11 protein-coding genes are annotated in these 20,365 nt (G+C 50.5%); 4 read left to right on the top strand and 7 right to left on the bottom strand.

Annotated features, from left to right (window positions below):
- Positions 1–106: 106 nt before the first annotated feature.
- A complete protein-coding gene (locus ACFSUC_RS04640; protein ID WP_379928317.1) occupies positions 107–784 on the top strand; it encodes a response regulator transcription factor in 678 nt (225 codons plus the stop codon).
- The gene (locus tag ACFSUC_RS04645) at positions 781–2,163 is read left to right on the top strand and encodes a HAMP domain-containing protein (protein WP_379928318.1); all 1,383 of its coding nucleotides are present in this window, start codon (positions 781–783) and stop codon (positions 2,161–2,163) included. Before ACFSUC_RS04640 ends, ACFSUC_RS04645 begins: the two co-directional genes overlap by 4 nt.
- Before the next feature lie 185 nt (positions 2,164–2,348).
- On the opposite strand, the gene ACFSUC_RS04650 is transcribed toward ACFSUC_RS04645, so the two are convergent.
- The 4 genes from ACFSUC_RS04650 to ACFSUC_RS04665 form a co-directional block, all read right to left on the bottom strand.
- Positions 2,349–3,419: a LacI family DNA-binding transcriptional regulator gene (locus tag ACFSUC_RS04650; protein ID WP_379928319.1), complete on the bottom strand. Its 1,071-nt coding sequence runs from the start codon at positions 3,417–3,419 to the stop codon at positions 2,349–2,351.
- A gap of 97 nt (positions 3,420–3,516) precedes the next feature.
- The gene (locus ACFSUC_RS04655; RefSeq protein ID WP_379928320.1) at positions 3,517–4,836 is read right to left on the bottom strand and encodes an ABC transporter substrate-binding protein; all 1,320 of its coding nucleotides are present in this window, start codon (positions 4,834–4,836) and stop codon (positions 3,517–3,519) included.
- Between the two features lie 22 nt (positions 4,837–4,858).
- Positions 4,859–5,218, bottom strand: a complete 360-nt coding sequence (locus ACFSUC_RS04660) for a sensor histidine kinase (protein ID WP_379928321.1) — start codon at positions 5,216–5,218, stop codon at positions 4,859–4,861.
- The gene (locus ACFSUC_RS04665) at positions 5,215–6,702 is read right to left on the bottom strand and encodes a cache domain-containing sensor histidine kinase (protein WP_379928322.1); all 1,488 of its coding nucleotides are present in this window, start codon (positions 6,700–6,702) and stop codon (positions 5,215–5,217) included. Before ACFSUC_RS04665 ends, ACFSUC_RS04660 begins: the two co-directional genes overlap by 4 nt.
- Before the next feature lie 158 nt (positions 6,703–6,860).
- On the opposite strand from ACFSUC_RS04665, the gene ACFSUC_RS04670 reads away from it, so the two are divergent.
- A complete protein-coding gene (locus ACFSUC_RS04670) occupies positions 6,861–8,258 on the top strand; it encodes a sulfatase family protein (protein WP_379928323.1) in 1,398 nt (465 codons plus the stop codon).
- Between the two features lie 39 nt (positions 8,259–8,297).
- Here the strand turns inward: ACFSUC_RS04670 and ACFSUC_RS04675 are convergent, their stop codons facing one another.
- Entirely contained in the window at positions 8,298–9,116 is an 819-nt protein-coding gene (locus ACFSUC_RS04675) for a helix-turn-helix domain-containing protein (protein WP_379928324.1), read from the bottom strand.
- A 281-nt stretch (positions 9,117–9,397) separates the two neighbouring features.
- On the opposite strand from ACFSUC_RS04675, the gene ACFSUC_RS04680 reads away from it, so the two are divergent.
- A complete protein-coding gene (locus ACFSUC_RS04680; RefSeq protein WP_379928325.1) occupies positions 9,398–10,972 on the top strand; it encodes a glycosyl hydrolase in 1,575 nt (524 codons plus the stop codon).
- Positions 10,973–11,082: 110 nt separating this feature from the next.
- On the opposite strand, the gene ACFSUC_RS04685 is transcribed toward ACFSUC_RS04680, so the two are convergent.
- Positions 11,083–12,615 (bottom strand): glycine betaine uptake BCCT transporter, encoded by a 1,533-nt coding sequence (locus ACFSUC_RS04685; protein ID WP_379928326.1) that lies wholly within the window; start codon positions 12,613–12,615, stop codon positions 11,083–11,085.
- Between the two features lie 432 nt (positions 12,616–13,047).
- Positions 13,048–19,950 carry an S-layer homology domain-containing protein gene (locus ACFSUC_RS04690; protein WP_379928327.1) on the bottom strand — a complete coding sequence of 2,301 codons (6,903 nt, stop codon included), beginning with the start codon at positions 19,948–19,950 and terminating at the stop codon, positions 13,048–13,050.
- Between the last annotated feature and the right edge of the window lie 415 nt (positions 19,951–20,365).

Consider the following 20,365-nt stretch of genomic DNA (forward strand, 5'->3'; position numbering starts at 1 on the left):
TCGAGGATGCATCCCTTCTTTTGCATTTGTACAAATCTTGGTATAGTAACATCAGAAGACAAAATGTCGTCATTGCAGCGTAAGGTCTGTACAAGGAGGTATGGCCATGGGATATCGCGTCAATCTGGTCGAGGACGAGCTGAATCTCAATGAGTTGCTGGTCAGCTATATGGAGAAAGAAGGATGGGAAGTGACCGCGTTTACAGCCGGTGAACCTGCGAGAGCTGCCATTTCCCGGCCGCCCCATCTGTGGATTCTGGACATTATGCTGCCTGATCTCGATGGATATCAGCTGATTCGCGAGATCAAGGCTGAGACACCGGAAGTTCCGGTCATTTTTATTTCAGCCCGGGACGCAGACCTTGATCGTGTCATCGGACTCGAGATGGGGAGCGACGATTATTTGCCCAAGCCGTTCCTCCCGCGAGAGCTGATGATCCGGGCAAGAAATATTTTAGAACGGGCCTATAAACTTTCCGCGTCCACTGAAGCGACCCGCATCCATGCAACAGGTCCATACCACATCGATGAAGACAAGCGCATCGTCATACACGGAACCTCTTCGATCGACCTCTCCTCCATGGAATTTGATCTGCTCTTGTGGTTTGTCCGGCATCCAGGGCAAGCTTTTTCCAGAGAGCAACTGCTCCAGCACGTATGGGGGGCCGATTACTACGGCACGGATCGAGCCGTAGATGATCTGGTCCGGCGCTTACGCAAGCGTCTGCCCGAGCTGAGAGTGGAGACGATCTATGGCTTCGGATACCGGATGGTCAAGGCGTGAAGAGCATCCGCAACTACTCGCTGGCTGTTCAGATCTGGATGCTGCTGGCAGCTGTGAGTCTGGGCATATCCCTGTTGATTGCACTGCTGATCCCGAGTACCCTGAAATCCTTTTTCAATAAAGAAATCTTCCTGACGATCGAAGAAGCGCAGCATCTGATGATTGATCGGGGAGCGGTCAATCAGGAGCGTTTCAATCAGCTGCCCTCCCAGGAAGTCAATCCGCAGGATATTCGGAAGGTCAATCATCTGCTCATCCTGCCGAACGGGCGAATCCTCCCTGTTTCCAAAAGTCTCTCGCCCTACACGAACATCATCATCCAGGACGCGAAAACCCAGACGGAGATGTCACAGCGCTATTCGAGGGACATCGAGGGCAAAACCGTGTTTTACGTCATTCGTAAAGGATATGTCCAGGGGAAAGACTACTTTATCGTATCCTACATGTGGGGAGACTACCGGGATGAATTGGTGAGGACCCTTTTCAAGCGCCTGCTCTGGGTCGTGCTCATCGTGGTGCTCGTCAGCTGGATTCCCTCTCTGCTGGCGGCGCGTTATTTATCGAGACCGCTCGTTCAGATGAAGGAGCATGTCAGACGGATCAGCGAACGAGACTGGCATCAGCCTTTCACACTGGAGCGCAAGGACGAGCTGGGAGAACTTGCTGATTCCATTGAACGGATGCGCGAGAAGCTCATTCATCAGGATCATGCCCAGCAGTCATATTTGCAGCATATTTCACACGAACTGAAAACGCCCGTGATGGTCATTCGCAGCTACGCACAATCCGTACAGGATGATATTTACCCGAAAGGCGATCTGAAAGGATCGATTCAGGTCATTGAGAGCGAAGCGATGAGGCTGGAGCGCAAGATCGCCCAGCTCCTTCATCTGACCAAGCTGGAATATTTGTCTGAAATGGAGTTGTCCATGCAGCCTTTTCCGTTGCATACGCTGGTCGAGGATGCGGTGGAAAGGCTGAAATGGCGAAAGCCGGAGGTCGAGTGGGACGTTCAGCTCGATGAAGCCTTCATCACTGGAAATGAGGAACAATGGAATATCGCCATCGAGAATGTAATTGACAATCAGCTTCGCTATGCCCGTCATCGTATTGTAATTCGTCTGACCGACGTTCCCGGCCCGAACGCTTCCGGTATGTGGGCTCTCCGTTTTTGGAATGACGGTCCGGAACTGGAGCAAAAGTTGCAGGATAAGCTGTTCATGCCCTATACAAAAGGCAGCCATGGACAACATGGACTCGGCCTGATGATTGTCCGGCGCATCGCCCACATCCATCATGCAGAGGTACGACTTCAAAATGAACGCAACGGGGTGGCCTTTACGTTCTTCATTCCAGCCAAGCCCCCTTCTTCCCCGTAACCAAGAGCCCGCCCCCTCTTCTAAGTACGGGCAAGGCAACTGCCTGACACAGGGAAAAGACCAAAGAGGGAAGCATGAGACCTCCAACCGGATGGTTTCTCACGCTTCCCTGTTTTCCGTTATCCGTTATACGCTATTCTCTTGCCGCGTCCAATCTTGTTTATTCGCTTTCGTTCTGCTTATCGTTATCGCTTACGACCTTCCCGTTCCTGCATGGAATCCCGAAATACGATCTCGCCCGCAATCAGTACCTTCTCAAATGGCGCCTCAGGGTTTGCCATTCGTTCAATGAGCTTGTCGACAGCCCTTCTGCCAAGCGCTTCCTTCGGGACGTTGACGGTCGTAAGAGCCGGTCTAATCTGATAGGAATCTTCAATATTGTCGAATCCGCTCACAGATACGTCCCCGGGAACGGAGATATTCAATTCCTGCAACGTTTTTACTGCCGCCACAGCGATCGAATCGTTTGCGCAGACAAAGGCAGTCGGCAGCGTCCGATTTTTCTTCCGCTTCATGATCCAGCCTTTCAGTTCCTCCAGAAAGTCGGAAGACTCATACCCGTGCAAGGTCAGCACCCGTTCCTCCATATCGACTGGCAATCCCTTATCTTCCATCGCAGCCCAATAGCCCATCCAGCGATCCTTAAAACTGCGCGAGTAGGTAATATCACCTAGAAATTGGATGTCCGTGTGGCCGATCCCGATCAGATGCTTGGTCATGCGGATCATGCAATCCACATTATTAACAAACAGCGTATCGCAAGGTATCAACGAATCCTCATGATCCACCAGCACGATCGGCAGACCTACGCGGTGCACCTCAATCAACAGCGACGTATTGATCTCTCCGACACCGATGAGACCGAGTATGCCATCTGGATTGAGCAGGCTCATAAAATGATCCATGCTCTGCTCGGAAATGATCACCATTCCGATGCCCCGCTCTTCCAGACGAGCGGACAAACCATCCAGGATTCGGCCCCAGTAGAGAGACTCCTTGGTCTGGAAACGGATGTTAGGCATGAGCACCAGCACGGACTGCTTGCTTCCGTTTGCGGGGTGACGGACCTGCTCGTTTTTCATCTGCTTCACGTAAGCATTTTTCTGAGTGAAATACCCAAGCTCGGAAGCGGCATCAATGACCCGCTCCTTCGTGGAATCACTGACGCCGCCTTTTCCGGAGAGCGCCTTTGATACAACAAATTTGGAAACACCCAGATAATCCGCAATTTGCTGCATGGTTACTTTTTTCGCCATGGTTGTGTCCCTTCCCCTATCCTCTAATATGCCACCATTATACCATTTCTGTTAGCATGCGTCATGTATTGTTAGCGATAACTGCTTTATTTGTTAGCTACTGCACAGGCAATTCCAGCACTTCTTCTCTGGCCCGCTTCCAGCGCTGGTTGATCGCTTCAAATGAGGCGGCCAGATCCCGCGATGCAACCAGTTCCTGCACATATTCGCCAGACCAAAAGGCAATCTGGGCACGGTTGGCAATTTCAAGCAGCGTGTCCGAGACGGGTACGGATTCGACGAGCGTCGGCTCGTAGGACAGAAACTCCTGAATCTGCGGAAACGCAGCTTCCTCCCCCTTGATGACAGGCAAGAAGCCAGAGTCTGCAATATAACCGGATTCCTTAACCAGAAAGTCGATCCAGGCCTTGGCCAGCTTCTTATGTTCGCTGAATTTGCTTACCCCGACGAACCAGTCCGGATTAACGGGTGCGTAATAGTTGCCGCTGTTATCATAAGGGAAAGGGAAGAAACCGATATCCTCCGAATTGGCCCCTGCTGCCACCACCTGATTGATCACCCAGTTGCCCAGAAAATACATGGCTGCCTCTCCGGTCGCCACTTCGGTCTTGGAAATTTCCCAGTAGTCTGCAAAGAGCCGGTCTTCCACGTACCCGCGATTGATCAGCGTCTTCGCTATCATAATGCTGCGCCCCCACGCATTGTCCAGCTGCCAAGGCTCTGGCTGATTGATCATGTTGTTCACATAATTGGGGTCTTCATTCATAAAGACCACCAGTTCCTCTCCCCACTGCTTCATCGGCCACTGTGCGCCATAATTTAGGTAAACGGGAACAATGCCCGCCTGTTTGAGCTGCTCGCAGGCCGCATAAAATTCATCCAGCGTCCTGGGCACTTCCTCGATGCCCGCCGCTGCAAAGGCCCGTTTGTTATAAATAATGCCTTCAATGCTGCTGCCTGTTGCAAGCCCGTAATTCTGTCCCTCATGCATTCTGTGATCAGTAAATCGCATATTCTCCATCATGGCAGGGTCCAACGGCTCGAAATAATTGGGCAGCTCCCGATTGGTCAGATTCTTGGGAATGAGCAGCGCATCTCCCAAATCACGCATCGTAAGCCGGGCAATGATGTCATCTGCATAATTCGTCAGTCCTTCAAACTGGACGGTCGCGCCCGGGTATTTTTCACTGAATGCTTCCGCATATCGACGCATCGTTCCGTTTTCAATTAAATCGACACGGTTGGTCAAAAAGGTAATCGTTCCCTGCATCTCTGGATCGCTTGCCGGTCCGTCGATCACGCTGTTGTTTTCCTCTTCCTGTTGGCTGCATGCCCCCAATCCCATCATCAGGCACATCCCGATGAGCAGACAACCCATCCACCTGAAATGCAGCTTTCTCTCTGTTTGATTGTACATGGCAGATCCCCCCGTTGCAGTGTTATTTCGGCACGCAGATGGTAATCTCCGTTCCAATTCCCCGCTCGCTCTCTATATGCAGACCATAGTCATGTCCATAGTGCAGTCGAATCCGGTCATGGACATTTTTCAGTCCGATCCCTTGGCGCTTGCCATCCGTTGTACCCGATTTCAGCTGCTGATGAAGACGGTCGTTCAACCGTTCCAGCTGCTCTGGCCCGATGCCGCTGCCATCGTCACGTAATCTGAATTCAACGCAATCTTCTTTCTGCTCTACCTCAATCGACAAATGCATCGTCGGCTGTCCGTCTTCCATGCCATGGTAGATCGCATTTTCAATAATGGGCTGGAAGATCAGTTTCACGACCGGATAAGGCTTCAATGCTTCCGCGGTACCGTTTCCGTCAGTACAAAACGGTTCGGATAACGGTAGTTTAAAATCTCCACATAATTGCGCACATGTTCGAGCTCTTTCTCTATCGTGACAACCTCCCGCAAGTCACTGATGCTATACCGCATCAGCTTGCCCAACAGAGAGATCATATCGGCTGCTTCGGTGTCATCGTTGATCTCGGCCATCATGCGGATGGCTTCCAGCGTATTATAGATAAAATGCGGATTGATCTGACTTTGCAGCGCATGCAGCTCTGCTTCCTTCTTCTGCGACTCCATCTCGTAGATGTCCTGAATCAAATGCCGGATGCGTGACAGCATTCGATTAAACTGATTGCCGAGCTGACCCATTTCATCCCGGTGCTTGACCTGGAACTGGACATTCAAGTCACCGATCTGAACCTTTCTCATGAGAGCAATCATCTTGCGCAGCGGCTTGGTCAAGGCGTAGGAGAACACGATGGACACCGCCAGGGCCAGGATGATCACCGCACCTGTCGCAAACCAGGTCACATTGCGAATAACAGCGGCTTCTCTCGTCAGTTCCTTCACCGGGATGGAGATGAGCACCTTCCAGTTCGTATTCTCAGAGGTCGTGTAAATAAACAGATGTTCTTCTCCATTTACCATTTCGTAAAAGCTGCCGCTGCCACCCTTCGCCTGCTGGATGATCGGCTCATTTTGAATATTGGTGGCGACCCATTTCTTCTCACTATCATAGATAGCATGGCCATGTTCATCCACGATGACCGTGTTTCCCTTCGTCAGCTGATCCAACCCAATGACCTGATCCTCAATGAAACGAATATCCGCATCGACTGCGATCAGTCCGATCGGATTCAGGGAGCGGTCAATCACTTTGCGTACAACGGTAAAAGCATAGCGGGTGCTCTGCAAATTGCTGACAAACTTTTGCGTACTGACGAGGACGGCCTCCCCGTTGGATTCGCTGGCCTCCAGCTTCCATTGCTCATAGCTTTTCGGGATGTCCAAGCGTACGCCTCCCGATTTGGCGGTATAGTAACCGTTTCCAAATTGATCGAAAATATAAACGGAGTTCGCTCCGCGCTTGATCGTATTGATGAAAGAGATATTATCTTCAATTCCCCGTTGAATCATGAGCAGCGTATCGAAGTCTCTGGGCAACGCATGCGAATCCTCTCCCTTCACTTTTTGCTTTTCATATTCATTCGATCGAATCAGATTGGTGCGAATCTCATCGACATAGGCAGGAATCGAAGAAATGCGAATCATATCCTCAATATAGTCGTCGGTACGCTCCATCATTTTCGACAGCACCGTTTTGGAGTAAGCGATCGTATTATCTTCGATGGAGTCCGAATAATTGTTGTACGAGATATAGCTGATGAGAAACAGCGGCAGGGTAATGATCAGCAGGAACACCAGAATCAGCTTGCGTTCCATCCGCATGTCCTTCAGTCGGTTCATCGATGCACGCATCTTGTGAAGCATGAGGGACATCTCCTCTATCATTGACTTTGTTGGTGTTTTTTTCTTGGTGTTCTCGTTCATTATACCAAACAAAATAGGTTTCTAATATTAGTTTTTAGTGATAACATATAAATAACAAATATAACATTTTGAATTTTCATGACGAGGTGACCACCACAATGAAGAGACCCAATATTCTGATCGTGTATACAGATCAACAGCGCTGGGATGCGCTTGGTGCCAATGGCAACAAGGAGATTCAAACCCCTCATCTGGACAAACTGGCGGAGCAAGGTGTCAATTTTCAGCATCATTATGTACAAAATCCGATCTGCATGCCAAGCCGTGCCAGTTTTCTGACCGGCCTCTATCCTTCTGCGCTGGGCATTACCCATATGGCGGTGCCGCTGCCTGAGGAATCGGTCACGCTGCCCAAAATGCTCAAAAATGCCGGTTATGTATCTGGAAATATAGGCAAACTGCATGCCCTCCCTCATTCGAACCGGGATCACCGTGATATTCATCCATCCTACGGATTCGATCATTTGGAAATTTCGGATGAGCCGGGCTGTTATGAAGATGCGTACCGGGCTTGGGCTAGAGCGAAGGCGCCCGAGGAAGCGGCGAAGATCAGTCTCGGACTGCCGCCCGCAACAGAGACCTGGTATTCCCTGATGGGCATCCAGGATGACATCACCCATATCGAGCGCGAGCCCAAGCATGCGGTCCCTTTTCCTGCTCGTGAGGATTTGACACACAGCGCCTTTGTGGCTGAACAGACGATGGCTTTTATCGAGAAACATCAACAGGATACCTGGTGCTGTATCGCAGGCTTCTACTCTCCGCACACACCATGGGTAGCCCCCCAGTCTTTTCTGGATCTGTATGATGCGCAGACCCTTTCCCTGCCCGATCTGCCCGAAGAGCTGGACCAACTGCGCAGGGAGGATTATTTCTCGGATGAAGAGCTGCGATCTGTGAAGCACGGCTATTACGCCATGGTTAGTGAGGTCGATCATTATGTCGGGCAAATCCGCAGCAAGCTGGAGGAGCTTCAATTGGATGACAACACGCTAATTGTGTTTACGTCCGACCACGGGGAGTATCTCGGCGATCATCTTCGCTATCAGAAAGGTTACCCTGGAGAGGACTGTATCAGCCGTGTACCGCTGATGATCTACTGGCCTCAGGGCATGCGAGAGGCGGGACGATCTTGCACATCGATTGTGGAAGCCGTCGATGTGCTGCCTACCTTGCTTGATTGTGCCGGCATCCAGATCCCGAGCCATTTGCAGGGCACCTCACTTCTGCCGGCACTGCGCAATGAACCTTTCGCTGGCAAGGCATGTGCCCTGATGGAATTTACAGGATGGCGCAACATTCGCACACAGCAGTATCGCTATTTATGTGAGGATAACGGCAAGGAAGGACTGTACGATCTGCAGAAAGATCCGATGCAATACCATAATCTCGCGCAGGATATTGCCTATGCGGAGGTGCTGGCCGACATGCGCAAGCTCCTGATACAGAAGATGATTCAGGTGCAGCAGCCTCGCCCGCGTACATGGGTATACTAAGACAAACATGGCTTCCAGTCAGTCGCTTCGCTTACGGGGTTACCAATCGCTCATCATCTTCCGGTAATAGGCAGGCGACTGACCCACCTGTTTTTTGAACATTTTGGAGAAATACAGGGGATCCCGAATCCCGACAGCATATGCCGTTTCCTTGACAGAGAAGTGATGATTCAGCAAATACGCCTTCGCCTTCTCGATCCGCAGATGATTCACATACTGGATGGGTGATTTTCCCGTATATCGCTGAAACAGATCAATGAAATGATCTTCCGAAACATGGATCATTTCAGCCAGTTTTGCCAATGTTATTTTTTCATGCAGATGACTGCGTACCCATTGCAGAACGTGATAGAGACGATCATGCAGCGGATGATCAGGGTGGAAGGTTGGCGTCACTTCCTGCAGCCTCGCCTCCATGAGCAGGCCGACTAGTCGAAGCAGCGCATGATCCATGAAAAATTGCCGCATCGGGGTGTGGGTATGGGACCAGTGAATCAACTCCTCCAGATCATCTTCCCGGATCGGATGCTCATCTTTGTGAATGACCACAGGCATTTGATACAATTTGAACCAATCCATTGAATCACCGGCGTACAGTGTGAACCGAGCGGCAAAGTTGGAAATCCTGCGGCAGGACGGAAGCAGACGGGCATGAAAAGTCTGTCCCGCAGGAAGGATCAGTACGTCTCCTGCACTTGCCCCTATCTCCTTTTCCCCAATCTGAAACCGAGCCTCCCCCTCATATAAATACCACAGTGCTGAGAAAGGGTTGGTTCGGTTGACTACCTTCCAGTTGTGATCCTGCTTGTGAAGCATCACGTGATGACAGGCTACCGTCAGTCTCTCCCAGGGTACCACACACCATTCCTCCTTCGTTTTCAACCATCCATGCTGCAAATTCCAGGGCTACATCGACCTGGACATGCACAAAAATGGGGGCTCTAGCACATAAATTAACCACTTTGGGTCAATCCAGTCCATTTTCAGTCGAATTGACCTGTGTTATATTTAGAATTGTTAGCGCTTTATTCAATTTATTGTATAACTATAATAACAGGAATTGGAGGTGAATGATAGATTCCTCACTATCAAACCCAATCTTTTTGTAAGCGCTGACAAAAAAATATAGGAGGTACCCTATGAAAAATTGGAATCGAAAAGGATGGATGTTGTTGCTGGTGGCGATCATGGCCCTGTCCGCAGCTGGTCAGGCCGTCGCACATACGGTTTCCTTATCCAACTCAGGAGCTAGTGTGGCCACCAAGGATGTGTACAACTGGCTTGCCCATTTGCCGAATCGGACTGATAATCGAGTCGTATCCGGTCACTTTGCCGGTTACAGTGACGATACATTCTCCATGACCCAAACGAATAACCTGAAAAACCAAACCAATCAATATGCCGGCATCTTGTCCTGTGACTATGCCAAAGGCTGGTGGACGGGACTAAACAGTCTGACCGATGCCATCAGCTATGGCTGCAACACGGAATTGATCAACTACTGGAATCAGGGTGGGCTGGTTGCGATTAGTATGCATCTGCCAAGTCCGGACAATCCGAATGGCGGTGGCTACAAAACCACACTTTCCACGGCCAAGTTTCAAAATCTGGACAATCACACCACGACGGAAGGCGCCCGCTGGAAAGCGATGATGGACAAGATTGCGCTCGGTCTGCAGGAATTGGAGAATGCCGGCGTGCCTGTTCTCTTCCGTCCCCTGCACGAAATGAACGGTGAGTGGTTCTGGTGGGGCAGCACGGGCTACAATCAGTACGATGCCAACCGTGCCCAGGCTTACAAGGATACGTGGATCAACATGTACAACTATCTGACCACGACCAAGGGCTTGAACAACCTGATCTGGGTCTATTCAGCAGATGCCAACTGCAACAACAAGACCTCCTACTATCCTGGTGATGCATACGTGGATATGACCGGACTAGACGCCTATATCGACAATCCATCCAACCTGACGGGCTATGATGAAATGGTCGCTCTCGGCAAACCGTTTGCCTTTGCCGAAATAGGTCCGCAAACGACAAATGGCACATTCGACTACAGTCAATGGATGACAGCGATCAAGCAAAAATTCCCGAAAGCCGTCTATTTCCTGGCCTGGAACGATGCATGGGGACCCAATAACAATCAGGGGGCGTCCGCTCTGATGAATGACAGCTGGACGGTCAATCGAGGGGAAATCTGGAACGGTTCGACCCTGACTCCGATCGTCGAGGCGGGCTCTGGCGGAGGCACATCTGCCACCACCCTGTATGGCTTCGAGGGCTCTACCCAAAGCTGGACAGGCCTCAATGTAAGCGGAGGGCCCTGGTCTGTAACAGAATGGAAATCGGAGGGGACGCATTCCCTGAAGGCAAATGTTACGCTGGCAGGCAATCAGAAGTATACGTTAAAACGTACGGAGAACCATAATTTCAGCGGCAAAACCACCTTGAAAGCTCGTGTCAAGCATGCCTCCTGGGGGAACCCGGGTTCTGGCATGACGGCGAAGCTGTTCGTGAAAACAGGTTCCGGCTGGACCTGGCAGGATGGCGGCAGCTTCTCCATCAACAGCTCGGGAACCACAACGCTCACTTTGCCAATCTCTTCGCTTTCCAATAGTGGGGATGTGAAGGAAATCGGGGTCGAATTCTTCTCACCTACTGGCAGCAGCGGCAGCAGTGCCATCTATGTCGATCAGATCACCATTGAATAACACATCCGGAGCAGGATAAAGGCCAGCAGGCCGTCCTGTCCCCCTATCATCAAACGGGGCCGTCCCGAGGATTCAATATCCTTTGGAACGGCCCCGTTTGCGTGAGGGGATTATTTATTCTCTTCACTTTCCAGGAGGAGGGCATCCAGTTTTTTGCGGCGACGCTTCTCTTTCTTGCGTTCCTCCCTGGCCTCCTGTCGGAGGGATTTAAGCAGGGAGACACACATGAAGGCGAGCACGATGGCAAAGGGCAGAGCGGTAATGATCGACGCAGTCTGCAACGCTTTGAGCCCTCCGCTCAGCAGCAGGACAATCGCAATAGAGGACTGCAGAACCCCCCATGTCAGCTTGACTTTGGTGGTCGGGTTCAGCTTCCCTTTGGAGGACAGCATGCCCAGAACGAATGTGGCGGAGTCCGCTGATGTGATGAAGAAGGTGATAATCAGAAAAGTCGCAATGAGGGAAAGCAGAATCCCCCACGGAAATTGCCCCAGTGTAATAAATAGCGCCGAGGTCATATCTGCACTGACGGCTTCCGCAATTTCTTTGCCTTGGAACATTTCAAAATGGAGGGCGGTACCTCCAAATACCGTAAACCAGAGGAAGCTGAAGATACTGGGTACGATCAGCACACCCAGCACAAATTCCTTGACCGTTCTTCCCTTGGACACACGGGCGATAAACATGCCGACAAATGGTGCCCAGGCAATCCACCATGCCCAATAAAATAACGTCCAGGTCGCGATCCAGTCATTTTGCGTAAACGGGGTCAGTCTCAGACTCATTTGAACAATGTTCTGGATATACCCGCCTACCGTTACCGTCAACGTATCAAAAATAAAGGCGGTAGGTCCCAGAATGAGCGCACAGAGCAGCAGACCAAGTGCCAGCACCAGATTGGTGTTGCTCAGGATCTTGATGCCTCTGTTAAGACCGGTAGCGGCCGACATCATGTACAACACCGTCACGATGACAATGATCAGGATACGGGTATAGGTTTCGTTCGGAATGTCGAAGACATACGAGAGACCGCCGTTAATTTGCAGCACACCCAGCCCCAGTGACGTGGCCACTCCGAAGGCTGTGGCTATAACGGCCAGAATATCGATGCCCTTGCCAATCGGTCCATTGATTCTCTCGCCGAGCAAAGGATAAAAAGTCGAACTGATCAGTCCTCTTTGGCCTTTGCGGAATTGGAAATAGGCCAGGGATAATCCAATTACGGAGTAGATCGCCCAGGGATGAAGTCCCCAGTGAAAGAACGAATAGCGCAGTGCCGTCTTGGCTGCTTCCGGTGTTTCACCTTCACCAACCGGCGGAATCAAATAATGATACATCGGCTCCGCCACCCCGTAGAAGACGAGGCCAATCCCCATGCCCGCACTAAACAGCATGGCAAACCAGGTGAGATTGGAATATTCCGGTTCGTCATCATCAGAACCCAGACGAATCTTGCCGAATTCACTAAACGCCAAAAACAGGGCAAACACAAGAAAAGCAAAAGCTGCAATCAAGTACATCCATCCAAATTTCTCAATCATGAACGCCAGGGCGACATCGGAAGATGCAGCTAATCCCCCAGGCGAAACGGCCCCCCATAATACAAAGAGCACAATGACAGCAACCGCTATGTAAAAAACCATGAAATTTCCCCCTTCTCTAGTCTGAATCGAATGTTGACCAAATGAAATCAGTTTACCGCATAGCCCGTCTACCATTCAATCTGGTTCTTTCCCATATTGTGCACTGAAATTTAAAATTTACTATTCGAATCCTCCGGTTTCAGGACGGACGATAGGTGTGTTGTCTATCTTTACCTCCAAAACAATCTGTCAAAACATGGCTGCCCTAAGCTGCATGGATCTGACATAAGCTCACTTGATCTGAATGGATCTGTCTGTCCTGTATCAGCTATGTCATGTATCTGTTGTGTATCTGTTGTGTATCTGTTATGTCTATTCTGAATCGCAAAAGGGAGATGCCATAGCAGCATCTCCCTTTCCGTGTTTCTTCATCTATCGCGCCGATTTATACACATGCGACTTGTACAATAGCTCGGTGCAACTTTTATTCTTCTATTCTTCGAGATTGAACCATTTCCAGATCAGCATGGCCGCCTGGGCGCGGGTCAAATCGGCTGCTGGCTCGAATTGCCCGTCACCTGTCCCTTCAATCAGGTTCAGGTGTGCAGCCTGCTGGACAAATGGATATGCCCAGTCGGAAATTAATTCCGCATCCCGGAACGCAGCATCCTGCCCCGTCTCTTGGGCAGCTCCGTGGCGATACACATAAGCTTGCATCAGTACGACCGCCGCTTCCTCACGGGTGACGGCGTCATCTGGTCTGAAGCTCCTTCCATACCCTTGCATGATGCCGGCTTGAGCCACGGCGCCAATGGCGTCCGCATCATATCGTGACTGCTGAACATCTTCAAAGGCCGTGCTGAATGCAGACTCCGTATCCAGCTTCAGTGCCCGTGCGATGAGCGCCGCCAGTTGCCCGCGGGTGACGTTGACATCCGGTGCATATTCACTTTCATTGACGCCATAGACGATCCATTTGGCTGCCAGCTCTTCCACGGCTTGCTCTGCCCAGTGGGACGACAGATCTGCAAACTGCTTGTGATATTCCAAAACCGTGTAGGTGGAAAAATGATTGGTTTCGAATGTGACTTGACCGTTCTCGATCGTACCACCCATATATGCAACCTGATCACCGTTCACATAGTAGACGCCAGCATATCGCGAATCCAGCTGCGCCCATTGATCATCGGTCAGTTTGAACGAAACGGTGATCGGTTCCTCAAACTGATTCAAGCTACCTGTCCACTGCGCTTCCTCTTCTTTCGACATTCCCTGCGCCTGTTCGTGCTGCATGGCAAACGTCAGATCGATGACGATGTCGGTCGCTTCATATGCTGCGTTTCCGGCTACAGCTTGTCTGGTTTCCGCTTTGCCTTCCTCCGTATGGGTGGCAACCTGGAGCACGATATCGGTATTTTCTCCGATCTCATCCAGGACGGAACCGAACAATCCAGCCGGAATCTTGATCTCGATCTGTCCAGTACGCAGCGTCAGATTCTTTTTCTTTTCTTTCGCTTTTTTCAAGAGGCTGCTCTCAAACTGAAGGCGAACCTGCGGCTGTATTTCTTCATTTCCAGTGCTATCTTGCAGCTGTTCGATGAGTATTTCAAGCTCATTGACGTCTTCTCGTTCAAGTTCCTCCAGCAAGGATGCCTCTGGTAAAACGATCGTGCCGTTTGACTGGGGGTCGGCTTTTACTTTTACCTGCTTCTTGCCATTCACCGGTTGCTCGCGTTCTTGCTCTTCATTCGTATCTGGTTGAGAAGAACCGGAATCCGATGTATGCTTTCGTGTCATGAACGTAGCTACTTCCGACCGTATTTTACCACCAAAATCATCCTCAGCCATGACATACCAGCCATATTCCTGATTGTCCTTTAATCCGTGCCAGACGACTTCGGCTTGTGCGCCGCTCTCGACGTTCTCAACCGTATCCATCATGGACTTCGTATACACATTGGCTTCAAATGTATCGGTTGCGACCCGCTTCTCCTTCGGCTGCAAATCCAGCTCAATTATGAATTCATCTTTCCCTGGATAGTCTGCCGTATCATAGTAATTGTAATCATCCAGCAGCGTGCTGTACGTATTGACGAGTATGCGATTCTGATCCTGATCGACATGCAACAGACGGATATATCCCTGTCCACCCTGCGGGCCACCCTGGTAGTCTGCCAGCATCTGATAGACTTGACGATCCGGCTGACCGTCTCCATCATCATCGATCTGATCGATTTTCGTTTCACTGTCATGGTAATGTCCACTCAGTACCGCTACCACATTCGGATTGGGCACCACAACTTGCTCATAGATCTGATCGCCCAGCGGACTGCGGGACCCGGTCACCATCAAATATTCATGGAAGTTCAGGATGGCAATGCGATCCGGATGCTGCTTGAGGACCTCATTGATCCAGTCGATCTCTCCCTGTCCGATAATCCAGCCCATATATACCATGACATAATCATTGCCGCCAGCTGAGATTAGGTCATAATGCCCCCGATTATCCTGATAGGAGCCGCCGTAGTATGGTTTGTCCTTGAAGCGCTGTTCACCGAAATAGCGGGAATAGGCTTCATAGTCTCCTTCCTTGTGACCCACATCATGATTTCCAGCCAGCACGCCATAAGGGATATGGGCGTCATCGAGAATACCCATGTATTCATCGGCATGGAGCCACTGGTATTCCTCGTCCCTTTCATCGACCAGGTCACCGGTGTGAAACACATACTGAATATTCATTTCTTCCTCATTGTCTGCAATCCATTGCATCTGGTTCTCGAAAATATGGGGATAGCTCTCCGAGTAATACTGCGTATCCGAGATCCAGACCAGCGTATAATCGTATTCTGCCGGTGATGCTGGAATCTCATCCTGTACAATGACATGGATTTGACCATCCAGCAGCGCGTCTCCTGCCTGTACGTTGCCAATGAGGGTGAAGTCTTCTTCATCCTGCGCAATATGGTCTGCCACCATCACCCATTTGCCTGCTTGCGGCTGCCATACATACATGCTGACTTTACGACCTGTCAGGGAATGGCCTTCCCACTTCAGTTCGACTTCATCCTGACTGCTTACCGCGGAATCGATATCCACAACGAAGCGATGATAAGGGAAATCCCCGACACTGTCTGTCGTGACATATTGATCATCACTGGCCTCAAGCAGCTCGATTTGCTGAGCCTGAAGCCAGGTTTCTCCGTCCGGATGCAGCATGGCAGGCGGCTCGGTCTTCACCTGATTGGCATAAACCTTCACTTCTGCCTCTCCCGGCTTCATCTGGAAACCACGGTAGAAATGAACATCCATCTGGTCGCCAGTAGGATCAGAGACTTGTACGGACAACGCCGCACTGCTGCCGATGCCTGTCGCACCATGGGCTGGTGAAATGACAACCGGCATGTCCGGATGCTCTGCGTCTACCGTAAAGTGAATGGTCATCTCCTGCTCATTCCCCGCTGTGTCCGCAGCATGAATGTAGAATTGCTGTACGCCAGCGGTCAGTTCAGCTGAGGAGGTCTCATACGGCAGCGTAATCGCTTCTCCGTTCAGAGTAGCCGTCACATTGGCAATAGAGGAGATCGCATCGGTCACCTCCGCATCAAGCAGGATGTCTCCCTTGTAAACGCGTCCTTCTTCCACACTCGGCGTTACAACCGGAGCGGTATTATCGACGAAGAAAGTCGTTGTCACATCCGCGTTTACACCATCCATCGCAGTTACCACATGGGGACCGTCTTCTGCTTGTGTCGTATCCCATGCATAGGCTTGTGCCTGGAAGGCTTCACTTGCCAGATTGAAATCAAATTCAATAAAGGCCGTAGCCCCGCCGCCATCTCCCATCGTCAACTCTTCGTTCGGGTCTGCATAGGCGGGATCACGCAGCAGCGTGCCGTCTGCCAGCAGCAGTCTGACATTCTTCATATAGAAGTCATCCCGATTCTCTTCCGGATTGGCATCGAACGGAGACAGCTTCGTACCGGAGCGGACGGCAATCAGATTGCTGCCCACCTGCAACTTGTCTGCAGGAACGGGCACGGATAGGGTCACATATTCATTGATCGTGTCATCGAAAATGTGCAGAATCTCATCGCCAATCGTGACACCGTTCTTGAAATACAGATTGGATTTCTTCATGTCAAACACGAAGTAGGCATCCGATTCCATCGCTCTCGTCGTCGTATTCATCACTTCACCGTCAAGGGTCATCGTGATTTGCTCTGGCTGCACATCGGAAGAGGTGGCCTTGAGCATGACATTGCCCTGTACGATCTCGTCATTCTGGATGTTAAGGCGAAGTGGGAGCGCCGTTTCTGCCCGATTAACCTGAATAGTCTGCACCGGAGTGGTCACGGTGTTGGACCCATCCGATATCGTGTAGTACACCTCGATATATGGCTGCTGATAATATTCAGGATAATAGATTGTGTAAGAATAGCGTTTATCTTCGTAACTCTCACGTACGTATTCAGATCTGTATGCACCCGCTCCATTTACCCGATAGTGAATGGAGACGGTTTTGACTTGGTGATTATCCTGGGCATTGAGCACAAGTGCCAGGTTTTCCATTTCCCCAATGTGCTCCGGCATATGTTCGAAAGTGTACACAGGTTCCTCTGTATCCGGCAGCAAAGGCACCCGCTGTTCCGGAATCTGAATCGTTATCACACTGCCAGGTGTCGCATCCAATTCCCCACTGCTCACCTTGAGCATGTCTTGGGAGCCATTGGCCGGGTAGCGGTATACGATCCCTTTGTTCGCTTGGGTGTCATCAATTCCTTCAATCAAGTTGTAGTAGCCTGCTGACACCTCGAATCCTGTATGGGTAGCGACGATGAGACCTCGTTTGCTGCCATTGGCCATGCCGTTGGAATAGACACGCACGATGTCTTCATTTTCAACGAGGCTGGTTCCATAGTTGCTGTTGAAATCTGCAACGGTCAGATCGCCATTGCCGGAGTTGATGATCCAGAACACCAGTGTTTCGCCTGATGGAATGAGTACATCGGTTTCGGGTTCCCACAGCAAGTCAGCTTCCGGTCCATCCATCGGATAGCGGTATCGAATGACGTAATCCTTGAAAGAAAGCGGCTGATCCGTATTGTTGTAGACTTCTATAAATTCATAACCGTCCAAGCCGTTTACATTTGTTGAATCCGGCACCACTTCGGTTACCAGCAGGTGTGGCATCACTTCATGACTCGCTTCCTGCTGTTCAAGCGTAGTCGTATGGACATCGCTCTGCACCAGGTTCACACCATCAGAAGCCTCGATGTAATAGCGAACAGAAGCACTCCATAAGAGATTGCGCTTGATGTCTGCGGTATAAGACGCTTCTGTACCCGCCACTTTCTTCATTTCAACTGATTGAAAAGGAAGACTGTCATGCAATTGGTAATAGACAAGTGCCCCCTCGACCTTGCGGTCATCGGTCATGTCTGCAGAAATCGTCCAATCCTGTTCGAGCGACAATTCGGTTGAAACAGGTATATGATGGATGACCGGCGCCACCATGTCTGCAGCGAGATCGACGGCCTGGGCTGGCACCTGTCCACTCATGATGCTGCCTGGGGTCGCACGCTCATTCAGCCCTGCCTTGATCATGCTCGATTGATCCGGCGCGTATTTGTACACAATGCCCCGATCGGACTCGGTATCATCTTCAGCACCATCATTGTAAGCAGCACTTGAGATTTCATTGCCGAAATCATCAGCCACAATCAAGGTTCGCTCACTGCCATTGGCCATGCCGTCACTGGCCAGCTTGAACAACTGGGCATCTGTCAGTGCGGTGCCATAATTGGCATTGAATGCAGCCGTATCTTCCGTCTGATTGCTGCTGTTCTCCATCCAGATGACAGCGGTTTGCTGGCTCGGCAGTATCTTGTCTACCGTGATATCCCATACCAGATCCGGCTTGTCGTCCGGATAACGGTAGAGAATCTGATAATCCTGAAGTTGCAGATCAAGGGTTGTATTGTTGTACAGCTCTATGAACTCATAGCCGTCCGCAGAACCTGTATTGGTGCTGTCGGGTACCAGTTCGGTAATGAGCAGCTTTGGCATCTGGTTGACTTTTGTTACATTCGGATGCGTCACCTCGACCTGATGATACGTGTCGGCGGCGGCCGGATGCCGCGCTTCATTAAGCAGATCGTCTTCGGCTGTCAGATAATACCTCAGTTCCCCGGGAAGAATCGTATGAGACGGGATATGGGCTTCATACACATGGCCGGATACGGAGGTTAGCGCATAGGATGTCCACGGCATCTCTGCACCCGCCTGGACATGCACAGTTGGTTGAACGATGGCATCCCCTTCTGCATCCTCCACTGTAGCGGACAACGTAAGATCATCGGTGCTGCTGATGAGATCTACAGGGGTATGCGTCATTGTCGGCGCCACATTGACGACCGAACCGGTCACATTCACCACATATGAACTTGTTGGATCGGGTTCGTAGGCGACGTACGCTTCTGTTACCATGCGAATCCCATATTGCAATTGGCTGGCACTCTCGAAGTACGTCTTCGGCACCACTACCTGATAGTCACTCGTGTAAACCGCGCCGGTGACAGAGGCGTTCTGCAACTGCATCGGCATGCGTTCAGAGGCCGGCATGGTATCGGATTTTATCTGGATTTCAGCGGCCTGAATTTCGCTGCTGCTGTCAATGGTCAGGTTCAGTTCATAATCCGCATTCGCAGGAATAGAAGCCGGAGCGGAATGATTCGTTGCCACACTTGGCAAACTCAGCGAAGAGGCTGGGATTTGGGCAGGATCAATAACCCCTGGCGTTGGGGTTGCCTGCTGCGCATACAACTCCATTTTGATTCCATTTGTGCTGAAGCGATATTGCGCGGACAAGCCGCTGCCAATGTCTGCTCCTTCGTAATAGGCATGCGAGATCCATTCATCCGCATGATTGGCGAATGCAAATTCACGATCTCCGCCATTGGAGACGCCTGTAAAGCCGTCACCATCTATTTCTAGCAGCTGCTCCTCGGTTACACTGCTTCCGTAATGCGCATTGAAATCATTCAGAGTCAGGCTGCTGGTATTATACCAGGCCACCATCACTTCTCCTGGCTGAATGAAGGTGTCTTCTTTCGGTTGCAAGGACAGATCCTTGCCCAGTTCCGAGTAGTTGTACCAAAGTACAAGATCGGACGTATAGATCGGCTTGTCGGATACATTGACAAATTCGATATACTCATACACATCCGTTCCTTCGTTATTCGGTAAGATTTCGGTAATCAAAATCGGGGACTGCTCCCCATTGGTGACCGCTGCTTGTACGACAGGTGTCCCATTCAGGGGTACCGTCAGACTAAGCAGCATCGCAATGACTAGCATCATGGACAAGCTTTTGTGAATCTTCTTGCTGATCATGTTACTCCTCCTTGTTAGATGTTCCCACATCCGATCTCTATCAGGATAAGTGTAGGGATATTCTATTAAGAGAAGATCAAGATAGCATAAACAAATTGTAAATGCGTGTCGAATCACGTTGTAAATTTGTAAAGCTAGCGAAAAAACAGCGCCTTGACTATAAATGCAAGACAACATAAAAAAGGACTCCCTCTGAGTCCCTTTCTGCTAAATCCTTTATTCGTCACTTTCACTTCTTCTGATTACGACTTATCCTGTAACCACTGCTGTTTCATTTCTTATTAACTTCTATTCCGCTCTATCTCACAATCCACTTCAGATCGATCTCGCAAATGGTGACAGATCAATGGTACCGTTTGTTCACGTTCACTAACCACCACACAGGTCATCCCCAGTGATGAACAGCTTGCAAGCG

The sequence above is a fragment of the Marinicrinis sediminis genome (assembly GCF_042685085.1).
GTDB lineage: Bacteria > Bacillota > Bacilli > Paenibacillales > KCTC-33676 > Marinicrinis > Marinicrinis sediminis.

Bases quoted from the DNA above. Each gene is read 5' to 3' on its own strand.
- ACFSUC_RS04665 (WP_379928322.1), bottom strand. From the start codon at position 6,702: ATGCTTCACAAGATGCGTGCATCGATGAACCGACTGAAGGACATGCGG.
- ACFSUC_RS04670 (WP_379928323.1), top strand. From the start codon at position 6,861: ATGAAGAGACCCAATATTCTGATCGTGTATACAGATCAACAGCGCTGG.
- ACFSUC_RS04680 (WP_379928325.1), top strand. From the start codon at position 9,398: ATGAAAAATTGGAATCGAAAAGGATGGATGTTGTTGCTGGTGGCGATC.
- ACFSUC_RS04685 (WP_379928326.1), bottom strand. From the start codon at position 12,615: ATGGTTTTTTACATAGCGGTTGCTGTCATTGTGCTCTTTGTATTATGG.
- ACFSUC_RS04640 (WP_379928317.1), top strand. From the start codon at position 107: ATGGGATATCGCGTCAATCTGGTCGAGGACGAGCTGAATCTCAATGAG.
- ACFSUC_RS04655 (WP_379928320.1), bottom strand. From the start codon at position 4,836: ATGTACAATCAAACAGAGAGAAAGCTGCATTTCAGGTGGATGGGTTGT.
- ACFSUC_RS04650 (WP_379928319.1), bottom strand. From the start codon at position 3,419: ATGGCGAAAAAAGTAACCATGCAGCAAATTGCGGATTATCTGGGTGTT.
- ACFSUC_RS04690 (WP_379928327.1), bottom strand. From the start codon at position 19,950: ATGATCAGCAAGAAGATTCACAAAAGCTTGTCCATGATGCTAGTCATT.